Consider the following 21,756-nt stretch of genomic DNA (forward strand, 5'->3'; position numbering starts at 1 on the left):
AATGTTAAAAATAGCCCAATGCGGTTGGTCTTTGCTCAAAATTGAATATATTTAGCTATTCATTTTTTATTCTAAGACTTTCCATGAAGCACATAAAACTATTGACTTTATCGATAGGACTATTAAGAATAGGGACAACGTATGCGCAAACCGCACCTACACTGCCTATTAATACGATCGTAGAACGAGTTCAGAAATATTTTCAAGTGTACCCGGTTGAAAAGGTACATTTACATTTCGATAAGCCATATTATGCTGTAGGGGACACCCTTTGGTTTTCCACCTATTTATCCCGCAATTTGCCCGAATATGAGCCAAGTAAAATAGCATACGTTGAGGTGCTGAATAGCCGGGATTCCCTTATCCAGACTCTTCGGATTCCATTGGATAAAGGGGTAGGAAATGGGCAGATTGTGCTTGATCCTCAATTTATGGTTCAGGACAATTATCGGTTTAGAGGGTATACGAAATGGATGGCTAATTTCGATAATGCTTACTTCTTTAATAAAGTAATTCCCATTGGCGACGTAATTAATAAGAAATTGATTACGAATATTGAATTTCAAAATAATATTGGTGGCAATAAGACGCAGGCTGTTATACAGTTTCGCGATCGAACGGGAAAACCGATGATCAATTCAAAAATTAATTGGGAGTTTGTATCCGGGTGGGAAACGTATGATAAGGGTAAAGGTGAGACTGACGGATTGGGGAAAGTAACTATAAATCTGTCGGCGAAGGAAAAGTCGAATTTAGAAAAGGGACAACTGAAAATTAGTATTCAGGAAAACAAAAATGAAAAGCCGCTGTCTAGTTCTTTCTTACTCAAAAATGCCTTATGGGATGCCGAAGTGCAGTTCTTTCCTGAAGGAGGTGATCTGATCGCAGGCCTAGCTAAAAAGGTCGCATTTAAAGCCGTTGGATCTGATGGAAAAGGGCTAAAGGTTAAAGGCAATATTTTGGATTCAAAGGGCAAGTCCGTTGCAGAGATTGAGGACTTTGGAACTGGAATGGGTTATTTTTCGCTGTTACCCCTTGCTGGAGAAAAGTATCAAGCTGTGATAAAGTTTGACAACGGGCAAGAACGCACATATAAATTGCCGGCTGTTGCGACGGACAAAGCAAACGTCGTTTTTGTGAAGCAGGATGCCACGAATGCGGAGTTCGCCGTGGTGACCAGTGAAGAAAATTTCTCAAAAAACCAAAGTCAATCTTATTATGTTTTGGTTCAGTCCAATGGACACCTTTGTTTTGGGGCTCAAGTGAATCTAAAATCTTCCTCGGCGTTGGTTAATATTCCGAAAGAACGTTTACCAAACGGTATTGTACAAGTAACTTTATTGAGTCCGGAGGGAAAGCCTATCAGCGAGCGTCTGGCATTTGTTCAAAGCGAAAAACTTTTAAATATCCAAGTTACAAGTGATAAGCAGAGTTATAAGGCCAAAGAATTAGTGAACCTTAAACTTGCGGTGGACAACAACGGACAGAAATTTCCAGGAAGTTACTCCGTATCTGTAATCGATGAATCTAAAGTTCCCTATAACGATCAGGCGGACCTTTCTATCGTGAGTAACTTTTTACTAACTTCTGACCTGAAAGGAAATGTGGAGAATCCAAATGCCTATTTCGATGAAAAAAATGCCAATCGTGACAAAGCGCTTGATGCGTTATTAATGACACAGGGTTATCGTCGATTTGATTATCCAACACTTATTTCAGAGAAGTTACCGCAGATTAGTTTTCTCCCTGAGCAAGGTATAGAATTGTCAGGTACGCTTCGGATGAACACAGGGCGCCCTTTTCCAAATGGAGGCTTACTTTTATCGGTACCTTCCCGTAACATTAAAAAGGATGTTTATACGGATCAAAATGGACGATTCACATTTAAGGATCTGGTCTTTCCAGATTCATCCAAAGTGACGGTAAATGCCCGGTCCAATGACAATTACAGAAGTTTAGTTATTAATATGGATCAGAGCTTTTATCCTGAGATTGATAAGAACAACGGATATAAGAGCTATTTTATACCCAATATAGATCAGGCTTTTGCGCCTTATTTGGCCAATAGCCGAAAAGAATACCGAAAATCCATCTTGTTGGATGAAGTCGAAGTAACAGCCGTAGTAAAAAAAGTAATCACAAATAAAGATTTTCCTTCTATTTCGGGATTATCGATGCCCGAGCATCGTATTGAACCCGATCGTTTGACAGGGTGTAATGTGTTGACGATGTGTCTCCAAACGGTGTTGACGGGCATTACTTATGATCCGCAGACATTGAAATATTATGTTTCCCGCGATTACAATGCAGGTGGGCGTACACCTGTCCAATTCTTTCTCAATGGTATGGCTATTGATGAACCGGGCTTGAATAGTATCAATGTTGCAGATATCGAAGGTATCGAAATTTTCTTGCGCGATGAATTGGGCACAGTCTCCAGAATGTATCAGAATAATGGTGTTGTTTCCATCTATACAAAGAAAGTAGAAGCTAAGAAACCACGGATGTCATTGAGTGAGATTGAAAGTATGTTACCGAAATCAAATGTTATCGATATGTATCCTTTGGGCTACATCAAAGAAAGAAAATTCTACGTTCCTAAATATGATACTCCAGAGAGAAAGGCTGTAAATGATTTGAGAACTACTATTTACTGGAATCCGAAAGTCTCCATATCAGAAACAGGGGAAGCTGCAATTCAATTTTATAATGCAGACGGAAATGGAAATTATAAAGTGATTGTTGAAGGGATGGACCAAACTGGGAATATTGGACGGAAGGTGATAAACTATAGCGTTCAGCCCTAACTATTACATAAGGACATAAAAAAGTGCAGCTCCTTGATGGGCAAGGAGCTGCTAACTAACCAATTATAAACCTAAATTATGAAAAGTATTTTGTCGCTCATTAAAGCGTTAATCTTCTATTTGTAGAGAATATTTCAAATTTTATGCCAAACTTTATTTGTATATTTTTTGGCAGATATTTATCGAATGCTTATTTGAATCAATTACTCAAATTAAAATAACAATGTCTGCACCGAGGTTCGTAGGCTTCTTTTTCACCTAAAAGCACCGTTGCCGTTTCACTGGTCAAGCGATAAGAATAATTTGCCGGAGCCCCGCATTGCATGCACACCGCGTGCACCTTTGTCACATGTTCAGCTACCGCCATAAGATGTGGTATTGGCCCAAATGGCTTTCCTTGATAATCCATATCCAGTCCTGCCACAATTACTCTAACACCACTGTTTGCCAATTTGACACATACCTCTGTCAAACCGTCATCAAAGAATTGCGCCTCATCGATTCCGACCACTTTAGTGGATGAACTTAAGAGTAGGATAGCGGAAGAATGATCGACAGGGGTTGATGGTATGCTGTTACTATCGTGTGAAACGACTAATTTCTCGTCGTATCGCTTGTCAACGGATGGTTTAAATATTTCAACATTCAGACGTGCATACTGCGCTCGTTTTAGTCTGCGAATCAATTCTTCTGTTTTGCCTGAAAACATGGAACCACAGATAATTTCAATGCTACCATATTGAGCGGGGCGCAAAGCCAAATTATGTTCGGAAAAAAGCATTTGATTAATTTAATTTTGTCGTACGGTCTACAAATAAGGTGATATTCGTATAATAACCTACTACTATATTCTGTTTTTGACGCTACTAATATCAGAATTAAATATTAAATTTGGGTAGCAAAAAAGTGAATGTAAATCCAAATATTTATAAATCAAAGGTTTGAGTTTTCCACTTTTAGGTTAGTTGAGGGTGTAGGTATGATAAACGATTAATTGGTGATTTCAAATATAATTATGGGTACTCAAGAGGAAATTTTTAATAAGATAGGTGATTTATTACAGGATTTAAATGGACAGTATCTGACCTTGTCAGAACGAGACGGCTTGTCGGAAATGAATGAATTAGTCCTATTGGAGGCTAAGGCACAAGCTGCGGCAGCCTATATAACGTTACTCAAGACAACAACTGTGCTTTGTGAAGATCCATCGAAGCATACTTTAAATTCAGCCGCATTGGAAAGTAAGAAGATTGCATTCAACGATTATTTTACGCCGCCTTCTACCATTAGAGCAGCGGCGCAGCAATTTGTCGCTGAGCAGCCCGCAAAGGTAGTTCAGGAAACGGAGCAGGTTCAAGATCTTAAATCCTTAATAGACGAGAATTTGGTGGAAGAGCGCGAGAGATCGGTAACTTACGAAAGCGGACCATTGAAATCGGAGGAATCTATCCCTGTTGCTGATGAATCTGTAGATTCTAGTATAACAGGGTCTCAGGTAGTTGAGCCACCTTATCAGGTCGAAAAGGAGGCAACCTCACCGATGGAAGAAGTGAATGTCTTTGTTAAAGAAGTGGTTGAAGAACCCAAAGAAGTGATTATTGAACAGCCCAAGGAAGTTCTTATTCGGGAAGAAATCAACACTGTAGTTGAGGAAGTTCCTGCTAGACCATTAACTTTAAATGAAATCATTTCTCAGCAGAAACAAGCAGGAGTGCAAAATCGAGTCTATCAGGTAAATCAATCTGGAAGTAATGATAAACTCACAGATATTAAAACAGGTATAAGCTTAAATGATAAACTTTTGTTTATTAAAGATTTGTTTAATGGCTACAGCTTGGCATATAGCGAGGCAATAGAATTATTAAATAGATTTACAAGCTATGCGGAGGCGGATGCGTTTTTACAAACAAATTATGCGATTAAAAATAGGTGGGCGGATAAACCGAATACCGTTGAAAAATTATACAATGTCCTGCGTAGAAGATTTAGCTAAAATATTGCAGAAGATATAACTATAATATGAAAACAATGGAAAAACAGCTCTCACAATATCGGAGCTGTTTTTTTGTGCCGATACTTCAGATTTATCAGTTTAGTTGAAATTGTAACCAATCATTTCCTTCATGACCGTATACAAAATATTTGGGCTGAAGAATTTCAGCTAATGATTCGAGTTCCTTTAAATAATTGTGTCCTGGAATCTGTGCAAACTGTTTATCGGTCATCATAAAAACCTGATCGAGCTCGATAGCTTTGGATGAAGTTATCGATGGCGTATTCAACAATTTAGGTAGCTGGGTAAACATTTGTTCGCCATGGCCAATGACAATGATTTTGTCGGCTTCACTTTCAGTCGTCACTGGAACACCACCTGCAATCTTTATGGCTTCATGTAGATAAGCTGAATGGTTAATTTCAAGAGGTTCAATCTGATCTACCACCAAGACTTTAGGCCTATCAGTAGCCGAGATAAACTTAAGTTTATGGATGAGGATATTCGTTTCATCTTCAATTTTTTCAATGAATTCATCGGTTTTATCACTAGCATCGAGTTTATTGCCGATGCTTTTGACATAGGTGATCATATCATCGATATCCACGATTTGAGGCTGCACTGAAAGTAATTTGTTATAAGTTTCCGCTGGAATAGCTGCTGAATTTAGGTTCAGCTGGTCCAAAATATGGGCGACAAGTTTTTCTTGATTGCTTTGCATACCACAAAAATACAAAACCTTCACGACTTCGTAGACACCAAGAGCAATGAAAGCGAACTGAAGGTTCTTTCTATCTATAAGGACAGCCAATTTCAGAAAAAGAGGTGAGTACTGTAGAAAGTAAATTAGCGATAGTAGGTATGCACATATTTTTGTAAATTGGCATAAAATAAATGCTATAAAATATGTTTGACAAATTATTTGAGGCCCAACAAAAGGCAGAGGAAATTAAGAAAAGACTGGATTCAATTTCTGTTTCCGGTGAGGCGGAAGGTGGATTAATCCGTGTGGTGGCGACAGCAAATAAAGAGATAAAAGAGGTAATCATCGATCCTGTATTTTTATCAAACGCGGATAAGGAAGAATTGGAAGAATTACTTGTGGTTGCTTTGAATAAGGCTATTGTTCAAGCTGAGAATATCAGCCAGGCTGAAATGCAGGCAGCTAGCAAGGATATGTTGGGAGGACTGGGCGGATTATTTAATCAATAAGGTGATCATCATGAAAGCGACATATTACGGACAATCTTGTGTGGAGTTTAATTTTGACGGGATAAGGGTACTTATGGATCCATTTATCACCTATAATCCGCTGGCAAAAGAAATCGACGTCGATTCGATTAAACCAGATTATATCTTTTTAAGCCACGGGCACCAGGATCACGTAGCCGATATGGCTGCGATCCAAAAAAATAGTAATGCTACTGTTTTAGCAATTGTTGAAACCGCAGACTGGGTCCGCAGACAGGGAGTTGCCGATGATAAAGTCATCGAATTTAACTTAGGTGGAACTGTTCAGCTACCATTTGGTTCGGTAAAAATGGTCTATGCTGCACATACGAATAGTACACCTGACGGTCGATACGGAGGGTTTCCAGTAGGTTTTGTTTTCAATGTAAAGGGCAAACGAATTTATTTTGCAGGGGACACGGCTTTAACCATGGAAATGAAATTGTTGGCTGAAATGAACCTCGATTGGGCCTTTTTACCGATAGGAGGGCATTACACTATGGACGTGGATGATGCAGTCAAAGCGGCTGAATTTGTGAACTGCGCCCGGGTGATCGGAATTCATTATGATTCGTTTCCGCCAATCACTATCGATAAGCAACAAGCGTTGGATAAATTCCAAAATGCGGATATATCACTATCATTACCTGAAATCGGTACGACAGTTGAGCTTTAAAGTCAAAAGAGCCGAGCTAACTCGGCTTTTTTGTATAATGCAACCTTTTCAGGTTTAATTCCTTTGTATCTATGAGGATATGACAATTTTTTTAAGATCTTCCAAACTGAATAGGGGAATATCGATGATTTTGTTTTTAAGGATTTGTTCTTTGTTTTCTTCAAAATAGAACAGTTTCCATTCACCGTTTTTATATTCTAAACTACTGAGGTTTTCAATCCAATCACCAGAATTCATATACGTACAGGTTCCTTTTCGGGTAATGACTTCTTTGATTTGAGGTTGATGTATGTGTCCACAGATGACAAAGTCGTAGTTTTTTTCTATGGCTAACTCGGTTGCTGTATGTTCAAAATCCGATATATATTTTACCGCCTTTTTAACAGAGCTTTTAATTTTTTTTGACAGGGAGAATTTTTCCTTACCCATTTTGTCAAGACAGTAATTAATAATGTTATTAAGCTGTATAAGTTTATCATAACCCCATCCACCCAGTTTTGCCAACCATTTAGAATGATGGATGGAAGCGTCAAAAACATCCCCATGAAAGATCCACACTTTTTGGTTATTGAGGGAGAGAAGTAATTTATTGCTCAGCTTGATATTACCTAATTTAAGGTCTGTAAACTTGCGCAACATTTCGTCGTGGTTGCCCGTGATGTAATGTACTTCTGTACCTGAGGAGCTCATGTCAATTATTTTTTTGATGACTTTGAGATGTTCTTGCGGAAAGTAGCTTTTTTTAAATTGCCAAATGTCTACAATATCGCCGTTCAATATCAATATTTTGGGAGATACTGACTCCAAGTAAAGTAAAAGTTCTTTTGCTCTACTGCCGTAGGTACCTAAGTGTAAATCTGAGATTACAAGTATATCAAGGCTTCTTTTCATTTGCAATAATTTTTTATTTATCTCTGTTTAGAATGATGACTCAACCTGAGTTGAACCACACTGATTTTATTCGATAAATCTCTTATCTTCTTTTACAAAAGAAAGATACATTTATTTTGTACCCATGAAATTACCGTTATTAAATCATTAAAATATCTTGTAAAAAGGTTTAAATAGTTAATTGGAAATTAATGCACTCAGCAGATATGAACTATTTTGATCGTTAGGGAAGTTGGAAACTGAAGTATGCTATACTAAAAAAGGTATCCAATACAAATTGGATACCTTTTCACTATGTTAAAGATTGTGTTCTTTTATTTGGCAGTAGCTGTCGCTCTATCAATATGAAATTGTACCAAATCGTCAATTGGAGAGCGTAAGATTTTACCTACTTTCATTCCATATTGTTCAGCTTTTTCAGCCAATACATTTCTGAAATTATAGCCTACTGAACCTATACAGTTGAAGGTATAGCTCTGATAATTCGGGTATTTGCTGACAAGGTTTCTGAAAAAAGCTTCAAAAGCTTCATCGACGATATTGCGCGTATATTCGATATTGACGTTATTGTCATAAACAAATTTGCTAAAACTAGCACAGAAACGATTAGGCATAGGCTTGGTATAAACCGCATCCATAATTTCGTCTTTTGTCATTTTATACGTATTATAGAATACTTCCTTCACATCTTTGGGCATTAAATTACGAACATAATCTGCTAGTAATTTTTTACCGATATAACTACCAGAACCCTCATCACCTAAAATATAAGCGCCGGAGTCGATGTTCAATGTGATTTCTTTGCCATCATAAAGGCAGGAGTTTGTTCCTGTTCCTAGTATCGCAGCAAATCCGGCTTGAGTTCCTAATAATGCTCTTGCTGCCGCAAGAAGATCATGTCCTACTTCAACTTCGGCTGTTGTAAATACTTCTTTCAAGGCATTAACTACGATTTGTGCTTTTTCCTTGTTGTGGACTCCGGCACCATAATAGTTTACTTCCGAGATTTTTTCAAAAGGCAAATCTTGCGGTAGTCCTTTTTTTAGGGAGTTTACAATGTATTCACTATCAACAAAATAAGGATTATATCCTTCTGTATTGAAGTAGATTTTTTTATTCGAATCGTCTAACAAACACCAGTTTGTTTTTGTTGATCCCCCGTCAGCAATGATTATCATTATTGAGTAGTTTTAATTGTGTTTAATCGTTATAAAATGAGTAATCAATCATTAATCAATTCCCCGAAAATACATTTTTTAATTTTAAATATCATAATTTATCCGTTGATTTTTCGAAAAATAAATTTTTGTCATTAAGTCAGTAGATAAAAAAACAGGCTTAACAATATCGCTAAGCCTGTTTTTGAGCTGTGTAATAAAATTGTTTAAATAGTGTACTATTTACAATTAGTGAGGGGTATTAATGTCCTCCTTCAGCCTCTATTTCGTCAATGTTGATTCCTTGTTTTGTTAATATTCCCTTCACAAAGATCGCAAAGAAAACAACATAACAGAATCCGACCAATGGTAGAATATATGAATTGTGAATACCGATAATATCTGCTAATTTTCCTTGGATCGGAGGAAGAACACCACCCCCAAGAATCATCATAACGAGGAATGCCGAGCCTTGAGCGGTGTATTTACCCAAACCAACAATAGATAAACTGAAAATGGACGACCACATAATTGAACAAGCAAGACCTCCTGATAAGAAAGCATAGATAGCGATTGTACCCGATGAGAACAACCCAACCAACATGGCAATAATTCCGAATAATCCGAAAATAATTAATGTGCGAGCAGGTTTCTCTTTACTTAGGTAGAATGCTACAATTTGAAGAATAATACACACAACATAATAATAGAGGTGTGACATTTCAAATCCAGCGAGTGTATTAACTCCAATAATAATAGAGAAGGCAACGAGTGGAACTATGACCAACAAACCATTTTTGGTGGTTTTAGTTAAGTTAAACGCGGTTATTGCGCCTGCCCATCGGCCGATCATCATACTCCCCCAGTACATAGATACATAAGGTGTAATTTGTGATGATTGCAGGTGACCAAATTCTTTCAGGGTTAATAATTCGCCAAGGTTACTACCAATGGCTACTTCGATACCAACATAGATAAACAAAGCAAGCATACCTAAAGCCAATTGAGGGTATTTCATCGCACCCCAACCTTCTGGATTCTTTTGGGCACTTTTATTAGAGAATAACAAACCACCAATAACAACGACCAAAGCGCCTGCTAACCAAAGCATACGCTGTGTTTCGAGAGGTTTGGCAAGTTCTTTAATCTGTAATTTGAGTTGATCGATCTGAACGGGATCGGTTAAACTCGAAACTTGTTTGTGTAATTGCTCTACTTCTAAGGCTAAATCACTTTTATAGCTTAAGAAAACGGGTGTGAACATACCGAAGAGCAAAACAGTCATAATAATCAATGTACGTAAAGCTTTGTTCGCTTTTTCCATTGGCTCGTCGCTAATCCCAGCAGGAACTTTTTTACTGAAATTAAATAGCGCTGCAGCTAAAATAAACAACAGGCCAACGCCTATATAGAGATAGACTACTTTATTTAACGGAAGGTTGGCAATTTCGGAGTCTGAAATAGGTTCAAATGTTCCGAATAACGAAAATCCGATAACAAGCGGGCCTATTGTTGTGCCGAAAGAGTTAATACCACCTCCGAGGTTGACCCGAGACGCACCGGTTTTTGGGTCACCCAACAAAACTGCGAATGGATTTGCCGCGGTCTGTTGTAATGAAAAACCCAGTGCAACGACGAAGAGGCCCAACAACATACCAACATAGAGGTTCACTTCGACAGCAACGATCATGGCTGCAGCACCTAAAGCTGAGAAAAGTAAACCATAAACGATACTCTTTTTATATCCCCATTTTCCAACCAGGTCTTTTCCACCAATTGAACTGAAAATAAACAGTAGCAATGCGCCGATATAATAGGCTGTATAAAAAGCAAAGTCAATCAGCTGCGATTGAAACTGATCTAAATGAAAGTAATTTTTGCAGAATGGTATAAAAACACTGTTCCCTGCGGCAATGAACCCCCAGAAGAAAAACACAATAATTAGTGTGTAAAGCGCGGGGTAATTAGTTTTAGTTTGTTGCTGTTCCATATAAGGGATCTAAAAACTTAAATTTTGAAAGGTACGAACTTATGAAAAAAAATATAAATTCAATCTAAAAATGTTGTTAAATCGTTTTACTAGTTACAATAGTAAATATTTTTTTTGAAATATTTTGAAATAACAAAATTTGTTTTTTTCTTTGTCAAGGTTCTCAATATTTAATCCGCTTCGGATTTAAAAGAAATCATTAAGTTCTTCATCTCACTTAATCTTGGAAACTCGCTTAAGTGTTATCAGAATTCAGAATAAAGCTCAAAAAGAAAATCCAAAAATCATACACAACACATTAATGGATATTAACGAATTAAACGCTAAACTCGTATCAGAATTGCGCGAGATTGCTAAGTTGATCGGTATCGCAGATGCTGATAAATTGCGTAAACAAGAATTAATCGAAAGAATTAGTAATACTGGCGCAGAAGAGGAAGCCGCTCCAGCTTCAGCTGAAAAAGTATCAAAAGTAGAGGAAGATAGTCAGGAACATGCTGAACGTACACGTAAACGTGTGCGGACCATTAAAACTGCGGAACCTGTAACGGTAAGGAAACGTGAAGTTTCTGAGCATGAAGAACCCACCGTTGCAGCTGCGGACACAACAGCAGCAGATAAAGGCGCCCAACCTGAGAAAACCATTCAAACTCCTAAAGCAGAAAACACTTCTTCAAGTACAGATTTCGATAATGTAATTGTTAATGAAGGGGTATTGGAAATCATGCCCGATGGTTATGGCTTCTTACGTTCTTCTGATTACAATTATTTGACATCCCCTGATGATATTTATGTATCACAATCTCAAATCAAATTATTTGGCTTGAAAACGGGAGATACGGTACGAGGCTGTATCCGCCCACCTAAAGAAGGGGAGAAATATTTTCCTTTGGTCAGAGTAGAGGCTATCAATGGACAAAATCCTGCAGAGGTACGTGATCGTGTACCATTTGATTATTTGACACCATTGTTCCCAGATGAGCGTTTAAATTTGGATATGGGCGTTGGAAATTATTCTACGCGTATCATGGATTTATTTACGCCTATCGGTAAGGGGCAACGTGGATTAATCGTTGCGCAGCCGAAAACGGGTAAAACAAACTTGTTGAAAGAGGTTGCGAATGCTATAGCAAAAAATCATCCGGAAGTTTATCTGATTATTTTATTAATCGATGAGCGCCCAGAGGAGGTGACCGATATGGCAAGAAGTGTTCGTGCTGAAGTTGTCTCTTCTACATTTGATGAACCGGCTGACCGCCATGTTAAGATTGCGAATATCGTGCTTGAGAAAGCAAAGCGTATGGTAGAGTGCGGACACGATGTCGTTATTTTGTTAGACTCAATCACGAGATTGGCTCGTGCATATAACACAGTTGCCCCTGCGTCTGGTAAAATTTTGTCAGGTGGTGTGGACGCTAACGCTTTACATAAGCCAAAACGTTTCTTTGGTGCTGCCCGGAATATCGAAAACGGTGGTTCATTAACTATTTTAGCTACGGCATTGACAGATACAGGATCTAAAATGGATGAAGTTATCTTTGAAGAATTCAAAGGTACGGGTAATATGGAACTACAGCTGGATCGTAAATTGGCAAACAAACGTATCTTCCCGGCAATCGATATTACGGCATCCAGTACGCGTCGCGATGATTTGTTGACCGACAAAGAAACATTGCAACGCATTTGGGTACTTCGTAACCATTTGTCCGATATGAATTCTACAGAGGCTATGGAATTTTTACAAGGACAATTGCGTGGAACTAAATCAAATGAAGAATTTTTGATCAGTATGAATGGGTAATTCCATCAAATTTTGATATTTTAGCCATCATTTGAAAAAAATGATGGCTTTTTTTATAATGTAGATCCTGTATATGAAAAAACATATTCCCAATTTGCTGACTTGTCTAAATTTATTTAGTGGGTGTATCGCTGTGTTAATGGCCTTACAAGGTAATATTAAAATTGTTACCATCTGTGTGTTTGCGTCGGGGATATTTGATTTTTTTGATGGAATGGTAGCGCGTCTGCTTCATGTTAAATCGTCGATTGGGAAGGAACTTGACTCGTTGGCCGATATGGTTAGTTTTGGCTTTTTACCTGGAACAATCATGTTTACTTTATTGTCAAAGGTATTTCCTGATGGCTCTTTATATCCTTATTTGGGATTTATTATTACAGTCTTCTCGGCTTTGCGTTTAGCCAAGTTCAATTTGGATGAGCGCCAAACTTCTGATTTCATCGGCCTCAATACACCAATGAATACATTTTATGTGCTCTCACTTCCGTATATTGCTGATACCTATCCCCAATTTGTTTTAAATCCGTTAATTTTAATCGGTAGTGTTTTTTTAACAAGTTATCTATTGGTGAGTGAAATTAGGTTGTTTTCGATGAAATTTAGTTCCATGGAATGGAAAACAAATAAATATCGGTTTATATTTCTGATCTTGACTTTGATCTTTTTTATGATTGGTCAATTTATGGCTCTTCCTATTATTCTTATTTTGTATTTCATTTTATCTGCATTGCATTTCAATAAAAAAAACGATCTGGCTTAGATCGTTTTTTCATATTGTTCTAATTCAAAAAGGAGTTCCTTCATCTCGATATCGATGATACTGAAAGTTGCCCGCAATATCTCTAAAGATTCCTTGTTTTTTGCCTGGCTCTCCAATTCTTCCAACTTTTCTTTCAGATGAAAAGCACCTATATAGTCCATTGTCGGTTTGATATGATGGGCGGCATCACCAATTTTCTGCAGGTTACCTTCAGCAAGTGCCTGACGGAGTTTATCGAGATCGACAGGTGTTTGAATAAGGTACATGGATACAAATTGTTTAATTAATTCTTGATTGTCGAACATGTTTAGGCTGATCAGTTCAATGTCGAGATGGTTCATTGTTGCTTGTTTTCTTTACAGGTAAATCGTCTTTGCATTTATCCAATAAATATACATTATTTTTTTTGTAAACAGGGTGAACATAGTCGGGGGCGATTTCCGCTAAGGGTTCGAGTGTGAACCTACGTTGGGCAATGTAGGGGTGTGGAATCTGAAGTGATGGTAGGTCGATGATTTCTTGGTTGAAGTAGAGTAGGTCGATGTCAATAACTCTTTCGCCCCACTTTTCCTTACGTACGCGTCCTAATTCCTGTTCGATATGCTGTGTTAGTTTTAAGCATTCTAAGGGTGGTAATTCGGAAGCTACCAAGATAACCTGATTTAAAAAAGCAGGTTGGTCTCTAACTCCCCAGGCAGCAGTTTCATAAATTGACGATGCTTCAATTAGCTCTCCAGCATGTTTCTCGAGCTGCTTTCTCGCTAAATTAAGCTGCTGAAAGCGATCCCCTAGATTGGTGCCCAATAGGATATATATCTTATTCATATTGCAAAAATAGGCTTTTGAGGGATTTAATGATGAAGTTTGCCTGTTAATTCCATCTGATTATGCAATTTCTGTTAGCGAGTTAGCTCACGTTGGGAAGAAAATATGATATAGATGAAATAAAAGACTGTGTGAATAAAAAATATTGCATTACCTTTAATGGAAAATAGCGCATTCGATTGGTAGAGCTTGTTATTAATCGGATATAATTACAAAATATGAAATCATTTTTTAAATATGTACTGGCAACAATTACAGGGATTGTAATCTCTTTTGTTGTGTTGTTTATTGTCTTGATGGGAATTATTGGAGCGATTATCAGCTCGGCATCCTCTGATCAGGAAGTTGTTGTTAAAAGCAATTCGGTTTTATACCTGTCTTTTGATTATGATATTACCGAAAGAAGTGAAGCCAATCCGTTGGGGAGTCTCAATCTTCCCGGTTATTCGACCAAAAATATTGGACTAGATGATATTTTGGCAAGGATCAAGTATGCGGCTACAGATGGAAATATTAAGGGTATTTATTTAGATGCGAGTCATGTCGGTGTTGGCTTTGCAAGTTTAAAGGAAGTAAGGGACGAACTTTTGGCCTTTAAAAAGACGGGTAAATTTGTTGTTGCTTATAATGCCGGCTACGACCAAAAGGCTTATTATGTGGCGAGCATCGCTGATAAGGTATATGTTAATCCACAAGGTACAATCGATTTTAAAGGGTTGGCAAGTTCGACGATGTTTTATAAAGACTTGCTGGACAAGGTTGGTGTAGAGATGCAAATTGTCAAGGTAGGTACCTTTAAGAGTGCTGTTGAACCTTACTTTTTGAATAAAATGAGTGAGCCCAACCGTTTGCAGGTAACTTCTTATTTGGGAAGTATATATACTACTTTTATTGATGAAATAGCAGCAAGCAGAAAAATTTCTTCGGATTCATTGCGGGCGATAGCAAATAACTATCTAGTTCGGGATGCGGACGATGCGGTAAAATATAAGCTTGCGGATGCCAAGCTATATAAAGACGAACTTCTATCGGACTTGCGAAAACGTTTGAAAATTTCGGAAAAAGATGACATATCGTTCGTTTCCCTATTGGATTATAATAAGAAGGTAAAAGACGATGTGAGTGGATCTGAAGTCGCAGTTCTTTATGCTGCTGGAGAAATTGTTGACGGTGAGGGGACAGGACCGGGTCAAATCGGTGGTGATAAATTTTCCCGTGAACTACGGAAATTAAGAGAAGATGATGCTGTTAAAGCTGTTGTTTTGCGTGTCAATTCTCCTGGTGGATCTGCTCTAGCATCGGATATTATCTGGCGGGAGGTTGTTTTGACCAAGAAAGTGAAACCTGTAATCGTATCGATGGGAGATTTAGCTGCATCAGGGGGGTATTATATCTCGGCGGCAGCAGATTCGATATTTGCCGAACCGACTACAATTACAGGATCTATAGGTGTATTTGGTGTAATTCCTAATTTCCAAAATCTGATGAACAATAAAATTGGAGTGCATTATGATGGTGTAAAGACGGGTCGGTTTGCTGATTTGATGACTTCTTTCGATCGGCCGTTGACAGCAGAAGAAAGGGATATCATCCAGCGGGAAGTGGATAAAGTATATGGTACATTTACTAAAGTTGTTGCAGATGGCCGCAAATTATCCATCGCTGATGTGGATAGCATTGGACAGGGAAGAGTTTGGACTGGCGCGCAGGGAGTGAACAATAAATTGGTTGACCGACTGGGTAACTTGGATGCCGCAATTCAGGCTGCCGCTAAAAAGGCCAAATTGAGTAACTATAAAGTGTCCCAGTATCCGGAGAAAGAAGATCCTTTTACCTCAATATTGAATAATTCGAAAGAGAAAGTTCAAGTTTGGCTTGCCAAAGAGCAAATGGGCGAGTACTATCGCTATTTTGATGTTATGAAAAAAGCTACAGCACAGACGGGGGTACAGGCGAGATTGCCTTATAGCGTTGAGATTCATTAGTAATTGATTCGTAAAGGAAGCTCAACCGTAGTATGGTGTGGGTAATTACAATTTATAATGATGCGGGTAGTTCTTACGTTGCGTGCTGATAAGTTCAATCTAAGTTAGGAATTGCAATGAATAAATAATTATTTCTAATGAAAGCAAATGCTTTTTTTTATATTTAGCTGTTCGTTTGACAAAACGACCTAATCCCAAATCAATAAAGTTACAGAATGAAAACAGTAGACGATTTAAATTTTGCAGGTAAAAAAGCCTTGGTACGTGTGGATTTCAACGTGCCTTTGGATGAAAATTTCAATATTACGGATGATAATCGTATCCAGGGAGCGGCTCCAACGATAAAGAAGATTTTGAAAGATGGTGGAAGCGTGATATTGATGTCCCATTTAGGAAGGCCAAAAGATGGTCCTACTGATAAGTATTCATTAAAACATATTGTTGCTCATCTTTCACAGGTTCTAGGCACTGATGTTCAGTTTGCCAATGATTGTATTGGTACAGAAGCAGTAGAAAAAGCCGCGGCTTTGCAGGCTGGTCAGGTTTTGTTGCTAGAGAACCTACGCTTCTATAAAGAAGAAGAAAAGGGATATGTTGAATTTGCTGAGAAGTTGTCAAAATTAGGTGATATCTATGTGAACGATGCTTTCGGTACAGCCCACAGAGCTCATGCTTCGACAGCTATTGTTGCTCAATTTTTTCCAGGAGCTAAATATAGTGGTTATCTGATGGCAGCTGAGGTCGGAAATGCGGAGAAGGTGTTGAATAATCCGGTTAGACCTTTTACGGCTATTATGGGTGGAGCGAAAGTTTCAGATAAAATTCAATTGATCGAAGCGCTATTGGATAAAGTTGATAATCTCCTGATAGGCGGAGGTATGGCCTATACATTTATTAAAGCTAGAGGTGGCGAAATTGGCAAATCATTGGTGGAGATGGATAAACTTGATTTAGCAAATGAGCTTGTTCAAAAGGCGAAAGAAAAAGGTGTAAACCTAGTTATTCCCACTGATGCGCAGATAGCAGATGCATTTTCCAACGATGCTAATGTATATGATGGGCCAAATGACCAAATTCCTGCAGATTTGCAAGGCTTGGATATTGGTCAGGATTCTGCAGCAAACTTTGCGTCGATCATTAAAAATTCTAAAACAGTTCTTTGGAACGGTCCAATGGGTGTGTTTGAATTTGATACTTTCGCAAAAGGTACTAAAGCGGTGGCTGATGCAGTTGTGGAAGCAACGAAGAATGGAGCTTTTTCTTTAATAGGTGGCGGTGATTCCGCTGCTGCTGTAAGTAAATTCGGTATGACTGAAGATGTAAGTTATGTCAGTACAGGCGGTGGTGCACTTTTGGAATACATGGAAGGAAAGGTGCTTCCTGGCGTAAAGGCACTCGAAGATTAATATAAATTAAATCTTTCAGGAAAGGGACAGCATTGCGTTGTCCCTTTTTGTATTTTAAGGATAGCGCTATTGCTCGTGTTGAACTATGGATGTAATGTCAGATTATATCAATTATCCGTTAATTAACTGTACAGTACTCGTGAGTTTTTATTGTAATTGCTAAATTTATCAGACAAGGTTATATATGCAGATATCGATGGACAAAAATAAGAATAGAGAAAAAATAAGTTCCGGTTTCTTTTCAGTGCTGACATATAATGTCGCGGGATTGCCTGGGATTATTTCGTCGGCGATAACGGGTAGAAGCAGGAGTATTGCCGAAATTGGAAGGAAGATTAATCCTTTTGATATCGTGAATGTACAGGAAGATTTTAACTACAATAGAAGTTTATATTTAGGCGGAAATTTACATCCCTTCCGCACGAAAACAAAGGGTCGTGTGCCCTTTGGTGATGGTTTAAATACACTGTCTCGTTTTCCAATGACTGATGTTGTCCGTATTCCATGGAAGAAACGTACGGGTGCAGATTTTTTAACACCCAAGGGCTTTACTTTTGTTCAAGTGGAGATTGTGCCCGATGTCTGGCTGGACGTCTACAATGTTCATGCAAATGCACAAAACAGCAGAAAAGCTTCAAGCGCACGTCGCGATAATCTCAATCAGTTGCGCGATTACATCGGTGAACATTCTGGCGGTAGGTCAATTCTTGTGATGGGGGATTTTAATGCACATTATAGCTTTTGTGATGATAATCTGCATGATTTTATGGATTCAACGGCTTTAGTTGATAGCTGGGTTGAACTAGAAAATGGGGGCTTAGTGCCAGAGGCCCGCCACACGTTCAAACCCCAGCATATGTTGTCTATATGTAATCAGAGCGAATCTATTGATAAGATTCTTTACAGGAGCAGCAGTGAACTCAGTCTTGCCGCCCGGGACTATAATATAGAAAACAATCTATTCACGAATGCAAAGGGGTTGCCCTTGTCAGATCATTATGCGTTGGCACTCAATTTTAATTGGGCGATCCACCCTTAGTAGCTGTAGCTTAGACTGAATGTTGGAACTATACGTTGCGTTGTTGAGTTGTCATTGATATAGGTTCCCTTAACGATGAATTCGAAGTCTGGAAGCGGATATCTGAAGGCGTTGAAGTCAAGTGAAACGTATGCGCCGAAGCTTTTTGGTGAAACATCAGGGTGTTTGTGAATATTTTGATAGTCGGCGAACATACCGCCTTTTACGCGCTTAATATAAGCCACTGATCCTAATCCAAGGTCAGGATAAGCTATTGGAAAACGGTAGTTGACCAATACGGTATTTTTTACTTTTTCATATTTGTAATAGCTAAACCCGCTCACTAAAGGGATATCGTTGATATATTGATAAATTCCCGATCCAGTTTGAGCACTCAATCGGATTTGAAAACCGTGATTGTTCCTAAACCCCGGAAGATAGAATATTGTTCGTGCTGATAGGATTTCACCTTTTGCGTGGTTTTCAAAGGGGGTATGTCGATAGGTGATACTCACATTTTGTCCCCATCTTGGATAAAGATCCATCCTGGCCATTCGGGCGTTGCGATTGAGATAAAGCTGGTATGTTAATGGAAATGCGGTTTCGTAATTAAAATTTTTGACATCTGTTCGACTAAGATCATATCGCCTTAGGTAGGCTGTTGCCAGGTTGAATCCAGTAGAATAGACGTAGTCTCTTCTGTAAAAGGAGAGTGGAATTGAGATTTGTGAAGATACATAATGCTCGCGCCAATCGAAACGGATGCTACTGTCCGGTTTATTCGGGATACTTGCTGCTGCGATTTGCCCTCTGTTTTCATAGCGAAGCGAGAATTTTGGGAAGTACTTGTTGTAAGTTAGTTCAGCTGAATATAGCCCTTTGCGAATATCGGTGTCATATTCATACCCAAGCGCAATTTGTGTGGTGTTTAAGATATTGTTTGATAACCAGAAGACTCCAGGTTTAAAATTGTCGAAGCTTTCAAAATTACTACTGCTTAGCGAAAGACTATGAAAATTAAATGTTCTGCCCAGACCATTGTAGGGGACGATTTGGTTATACTGACTGGTATCTGCTGGGATTGAAGCAATGTTTTTGACACTGTCTTTGGTCAATGCGGTGGTGTAGTAGTGGGAAAAATAATCCGTTTCGGTAGCGATATCAAATGCGGTATCGACGGATGTCTGGGCGATCTTGTAGCCGTCGTACTGGTAGTCGTTAAAGAATAATTGCCTTGTATTCTTATCGTAAAAAGGATTGAATGCGCCAAATTGTGCCTTTGTCAAAAGCTGTTTTTTTCCAGATAAGAGGTCGATACTGTAAATATTATCGATACCGTTGAAGTTTGCTTTTGTGATGATTTTCATACCTGAAAGGTATTGTGGTCTTTCGTATTGTTGATTACCCCACGGTGTTAGGTTGGTGATTTTGTCATTTTTCAGATCGATTTCACACAGTGCGGTTCCGGGTTCGGATAATCGTATTGCTATTATTTTATCGCCTTTGGGGTTGAAAGCAGGGTGTTGCAGCTGTTCGGCGTTGCCTATTTTAATCCGTTTGATGATACTGTTGTTTTTAAGGTTTATAAGCGTCAGATAGCTGTCGTTGGATAAATCTACCTCAACGCAGGCAATGGTTTCGTCTACTGGGCTTAAAATGGGTGAATAATATCTTGTCTGTTTGCTGAGCTGGTTAATTTTCCCTGTTTTGAGATCCATGACATTGATAACGCTGTATGTTCTTTTGTTGAAACGCGGATCTTTATGGAGCTCGTCCCATACGATGTAATTGCTGTTTACGTCAAAATGTGGTGTTAACTGTATGCCAGTTTTAACGCGCCTATTTTCTGTTTTTGTTGCCACATCATACGTATAAATTGCGTTGGTCTTTTGTGGGTTCTGCTTAATGAAATAGATCAGACCGTTCTTGTGTTTTGGTAATAAATTGCTGTTGTAATAGCTGTCGTTTTTCTTGTCTATTTCTTTGTATTTCTGGTATTGATAGTCGCTTGTTTTCTTATTCCATATGGTCTCTAAATTTGCTATTGTTTTGTGGTATAAATAAGCACTATTTCCACCTATTTTTTTCTTTAAAACGCGATTGATGTTATAGGGGTATAACGGCCTTTTGTTAAGCTCCGAAAAGAGGTCGGCCTCATAATTCGAAGGTAATTCTGACTTTAAAGTGGAGGTCATCAGATAGCCGATTGTGTAGTAACTTGGAACAATGTCTTTATAGGATCCCAGTAAATATTTATTGAAACTGTAGTGGTGATTAGATTGAAAGTTCGCTTTAATGGGCATTTCAAAAGCGGGTAATCTTCCTCTTCCGCCCTCCGAATATATGGTTTCTGTAAGGGTTGCATCACCTTCAAAATACCAGGAAGGAACGGTCAGTCCGTAGTAAGCTAGGGCTAATTGTTCAAAAAATGGAGCGCGAAGTTTACCTGTCAATTTGTCAAATTGACTTACGTGTCTTGACTCATGCAGGATCAAATTGGGTAGCCATGTCTGATTGTCTGGCTCTGCTCCAGCGGTGCTGTACAGTTCAGATTTACGAGGAGACAATTGTACGAATCCATTCGTTTGTAGATTCGTGTTATGAATAATGAATGGAATTTTCCGCGGTGTTACTTTGTAATTTCTAGCAGTTGTACGTAGCGATCGGTTAACATATTCAGCTAGGGTAGGGGCTTTGCTCTTCATTTCCTCTGGGAAAATAAGTTGAAAATTCTTCGTTTCAATCTGATACCATTTTTGGCTTAGTGGCGCTTGACTATCTTCAAAAAATTGAGCACAACTTTGTTGTGAATATATTGTTAATGATAACAGTATTAATGTGCTGGTAATTATTTTGTTATATCTCATTAATCTTAGTTTATTTTGTGTTTGCTATTTTTTTTAGTTTTATTAAGGTTTGTTATATGAAATTTAAGTTCATTTAAATTCTTTTTTATTTCTGAATGATAGGTTTTTATATTTTTGTAATTTGCTTTTTTTTCTGCTATTTTTTTTCTTTACAGGTGCCTGCGAATAGTGAACGTTTATAAAAAAAAACACTATATGAAATAGGTTAAAGCATACGACGAATATACTTAAATAATTAGCGATTACATGAGTGTACCTGGAAAATTTGCCTTTTTTTTATGTCGAAATTTAGCTACTATGGATTGTTGCTTTTTGGGGAATGTTTTTGAGGTGACGGGATTCTTTCTGTT

The 21,756-nt window shown here is 38.2% G+C and carries 17 protein-coding genes; 9 read left to right on the forward strand and 8 right to left on the reverse strand.

The genetic code is table 11. The features are described 5' to 3' along the window. The first annotated feature begins 83 nt into the window (after positions 1-83). Complete coding sequence (locus VXM68_RS12185; RefSeq protein WP_367208879.1) at positions 84-2,807, forward strand: carboxypeptidase regulatory-like domain-containing protein; 2,724 nt, start codon at positions 84-86, stop codon at positions 2,805-2,807. A 199-nt stretch (positions 2,808-3,006) separates the two neighbouring features. Here the strand turns inward: VXM68_RS12185 and VXM68_RS12190 are convergent, their stop codons facing one another. Then, positions 3,007-3,588: a thymidine kinase gene (locus VXM68_RS12190; protein ID WP_293955553.1), complete on the reverse strand. Its 582-nt coding sequence runs from the start codon at positions 3,586-3,588 to the stop codon at positions 3,007-3,009. 234 nt (positions 3,589-3,822) lie between these two features. Here VXM68_RS12190 and VXM68_RS12195 point away from each other — a divergent pair, with 234 nt between their 5' ends. Further along, complete coding sequence (locus VXM68_RS12195) at positions 3,823-4,800, forward strand: hypothetical protein (RefSeq protein WP_367208880.1); 978 nt, start codon at positions 3,823-3,825, stop codon at positions 4,798-4,800. Between the two features lie 94 nt (positions 4,801-4,894). Here VXM68_RS12195 and VXM68_RS12200 read toward each other — a convergent pair whose 3' ends face one another. Then, positions 4,895-5,521, reverse strand: a complete 627-nt coding sequence (locus VXM68_RS12200) for a hypothetical protein (RefSeq protein WP_367208881.1) — start codon at positions 5,519-5,521, stop codon at positions 4,895-4,897. Between the two features lie 185 nt (positions 5,522-5,706). Here VXM68_RS12200 and VXM68_RS12205 point away from each other — a divergent pair, with 185 nt between their 5' ends. Together VXM68_RS12205 and VXM68_RS12210 are read left to right on the forward strand one after the other, a co-directional pair. After that, positions 5,707-6,012, forward strand: coding sequence for a YbaB/EbfC family nucleoid-associated protein (locus VXM68_RS12205; protein ID WP_209582269.1), 306 nt, complete (start codon positions 5,707-5,709; stop codon positions 6,010-6,012). A gap of 10 nt (positions 6,013-6,022) precedes the next feature. Further along, positions 6,023-6,706 carry a metal-dependent hydrolase gene (locus VXM68_RS12210; protein ID WP_367208882.1) on the forward strand — a complete coding sequence of 228 codons (684 nt, stop codon included), beginning with the start codon at positions 6,023-6,025 and terminating at the stop codon, positions 6,704-6,706. A gap of 69 nt (positions 6,707-6,775) precedes the next feature. On the opposite strand, the gene VXM68_RS12215 is transcribed toward VXM68_RS12210, so the two are convergent. From VXM68_RS12215 to VXM68_RS12225, 3 genes are all read right to left on the reverse strand, one after another. Further along, positions 6,776-7,597, reverse strand: coding sequence for a UDP-2,3-diacylglucosamine diphosphatase (locus VXM68_RS12215; protein ID WP_293955549.1), 822 nt, complete (start codon positions 7,595-7,597; stop codon positions 6,776-6,778). Positions 7,598-7,911: 314 nt separating this feature from the next. Beyond that, on the reverse strand, positions 7,912-8,775 hold the full coding sequence (locus VXM68_RS12220; RefSeq protein WP_293955548.1) for an N-acetylglucosamine kinase: 864 nt from the start codon (positions 8,773-8,775) through the stop codon (positions 7,912-7,914). Between the two features lie 241 nt (positions 8,776-9,016). Continuing rightward, positions 9,017-10,744 carry an MFS transporter gene (locus tag VXM68_RS12225; RefSeq protein WP_293955547.1) on the reverse strand — a complete coding sequence of 576 codons (1,728 nt, stop codon included), beginning with the start codon at positions 10,742-10,744 and terminating at the stop codon, positions 9,017-9,019. Positions 10,745-11,045: 301 nt separating this feature from the next. Here VXM68_RS12225 and rho point away from each other — a divergent pair, with 301 nt between their 5' ends. Together rho and VXM68_RS12235 are read left to right on the forward strand one after the other, a co-directional pair. Beyond that, a complete protein-coding gene (gene rho / locus VXM68_RS12230; protein WP_293955546.1) occupies positions 11,046-12,545 on the forward strand; it encodes a transcription termination factor Rho in 1,500 nt (499 codons plus the stop codon). 73 nt (positions 12,546-12,618) lie between these two features. Next, entirely contained in the window at positions 12,619-13,305 is a 687-nt protein-coding gene (locus VXM68_RS12235) for a CDP-alcohol phosphatidyltransferase family protein (protein ID WP_293955545.1), read from the forward strand. On the opposite strand, the gene VXM68_RS12240 is transcribed toward VXM68_RS12235, so the two are convergent. Next, on the reverse strand, positions 13,302-13,646 hold the full coding sequence (locus tag VXM68_RS12240) for an Hpt domain-containing protein (protein ID WP_293955544.1): 345 nt from the start codon (positions 13,644-13,646) through the stop codon (positions 13,302-13,304). The genes VXM68_RS12235 and VXM68_RS12240 overlap by 4 nt on opposite strands. Beyond that, positions 13,627-14,130 carry a 2-amino-4-hydroxy-6-hydroxymethyldihydropteridine diphosphokinase gene (folK, locus tag VXM68_RS12245; protein ID WP_293955543.1) on the reverse strand — a complete coding sequence of 168 codons (504 nt, stop codon included), beginning with the start codon at positions 14,128-14,130 and terminating at the stop codon, positions 13,627-13,629. Before folK ends, VXM68_RS12240 begins: the two co-directional genes overlap by 20 nt. A 218-nt stretch (positions 14,131-14,348) precedes the next feature. Between folK and sppA the strand changes: the two genes are divergently transcribed. The 3 genes from sppA to VXM68_RS12260 all read left to right on the forward strand — a co-directional run bounded on the left by sppA (position 14,349) and on the right by VXM68_RS12260 (position 18,560). Further along, positions 14,349-16,115 carry a signal peptide peptidase SppA gene (sppA, locus tag VXM68_RS12250; RefSeq protein ID WP_367208883.1) on the forward strand — a complete coding sequence of 589 codons (1,767 nt, stop codon included), beginning with the start codon at positions 14,349-14,351 and terminating at the stop codon, positions 16,113-16,115. Positions 16,116-16,330: 215 nt separating this feature from the next. After that, the gene (pgk, locus tag VXM68_RS12255; protein ID WP_367208884.1) at positions 16,331-17,521 is read left to right on the forward strand and encodes a phosphoglycerate kinase; all 1,191 of its coding nucleotides are present in this window, start codon (positions 16,331-16,333) and stop codon (positions 17,519-17,521) included. 196 nt (positions 17,522-17,717) lie between these two features. Beyond that, entirely contained in the window at positions 17,718-18,560 is an 843-nt protein-coding gene (locus tag VXM68_RS12260) for an endonuclease/exonuclease/phosphatase family protein (protein ID WP_312330719.1), read from the forward strand. On the opposite strand, the gene VXM68_RS12265 is transcribed toward VXM68_RS12260, so the two are convergent. After that, positions 18,557-21,406, reverse strand: a complete 2,850-nt coding sequence (locus tag VXM68_RS12265; protein ID WP_367208885.1) for a hypothetical protein — start codon at positions 21,404-21,406, stop codon at positions 18,557-18,559. The two genes, VXM68_RS12260 and VXM68_RS12265, sit on opposite strands and share 4 nt — an antisense overlap. Positions 21,407-21,756: the final 350 nt, after the last annotated feature.

This window comes from Sphingobacterium sp. R2 (assembly GCF_040760075.1).
In the GTDB taxonomy this organism is placed as follows: domain Bacteria; phylum Bacteroidota; class Bacteroidia; order Sphingobacteriales; family Sphingobacteriaceae; genus Sphingobacterium.

Excerpts from the sequence above, each read along its gene's own strand:
- VXM68_RS12185 (WP_367208879.1), top strand. The coding sequence starts at position 84 with ATGAAGCACATAAAACTATTGACTTTATCGATAGGACTATTAAGAATA.
- VXM68_RS12190 (WP_293955553.1), bottom strand. The coding sequence starts at position 3,588 with ATGCTTTTTTCCGAACATAATTTGGCTTTGCGCCCCGCTCAATATGGT.
- VXM68_RS12195 (WP_367208880.1), top strand. The coding sequence starts at position 3,823 with ATGGGTACTCAAGAGGAAATTTTTAATAAGATAGGTGATTTATTACAG.
- VXM68_RS12200 (WP_367208881.1), bottom strand. The coding sequence starts at position 5,521 with ATGCAAAGCAATCAAGAAAAACTTGTCGCCCATATTTTGGACCAGCTG.
- VXM68_RS12205 (WP_209582269.1), top strand. The coding sequence starts at position 5,707 with ATGTTTGACAAATTATTTGAGGCCCAACAAAAGGCAGAGGAAATTAAG.
- VXM68_RS12210 (WP_367208882.1), top strand. The coding sequence starts at position 6,023 with ATGAAAGCGACATATTACGGACAATCTTGTGTGGAGTTTAATTTTGAC.
- VXM68_RS12215 (WP_293955549.1), bottom strand. The coding sequence starts at position 7,597 with ATGAAAAGAAGCCTTGATATACTTGTAATCTCAGATTTACACTTAGGT.
- VXM68_RS12220 (WP_293955548.1), bottom strand. The coding sequence starts at position 8,775 with ATGATAATCATTGCTGACGGGGGATCAACAAAAACAAACTGGTGTTTG.
- VXM68_RS12225 (WP_293955547.1), bottom strand. The coding sequence starts at position 10,744 with ATGGAACAGCAACAAACTAAAACTAATTACCCCGCGCTTTACACACTA.
- rho (WP_293955546.1), top strand. The coding sequence starts at position 11,046 with ATGGATATTAACGAATTAAACGCTAAACTCGTATCAGAATTGCGCGAG.
- VXM68_RS12235 (WP_293955545.1), top strand. The coding sequence starts at position 12,619 with ATGAAAAAACATATTCCCAATTTGCTGACTTGTCTAAATTTATTTAGT.
- VXM68_RS12240 (WP_293955544.1), bottom strand. The coding sequence starts at position 13,646 with ATGAACCATCTCGACATTGAACTGATCAGCCTAAACATGTTCGACAAT.
- folK (WP_293955543.1), bottom strand. The coding sequence starts at position 14,130 with ATGAATAAGATATATATCCTATTGGGCACCAATCTAGGGGATCGCTTT.
- sppA (WP_367208883.1), top strand. The coding sequence starts at position 14,349 with ATGAAATCATTTTTTAAATATGTACTGGCAACAATTACAGGGATTGTA.
- pgk (WP_367208884.1), top strand. The coding sequence starts at position 16,331 with ATGAAAACAGTAGACGATTTAAATTTTGCAGGTAAAAAAGCCTTGGTA.
- VXM68_RS12260 (WP_312330719.1), top strand. The coding sequence starts at position 17,718 with ATGGACAAAAATAAGAATAGAGAAAAAATAAGTTCCGGTTTCTTTTCA.
- VXM68_RS12265 (WP_367208885.1), bottom strand. The coding sequence starts at position 21,406 with ATGAGATATAACAAAATAATTACCAGCACATTAATACTGTTATCATTA.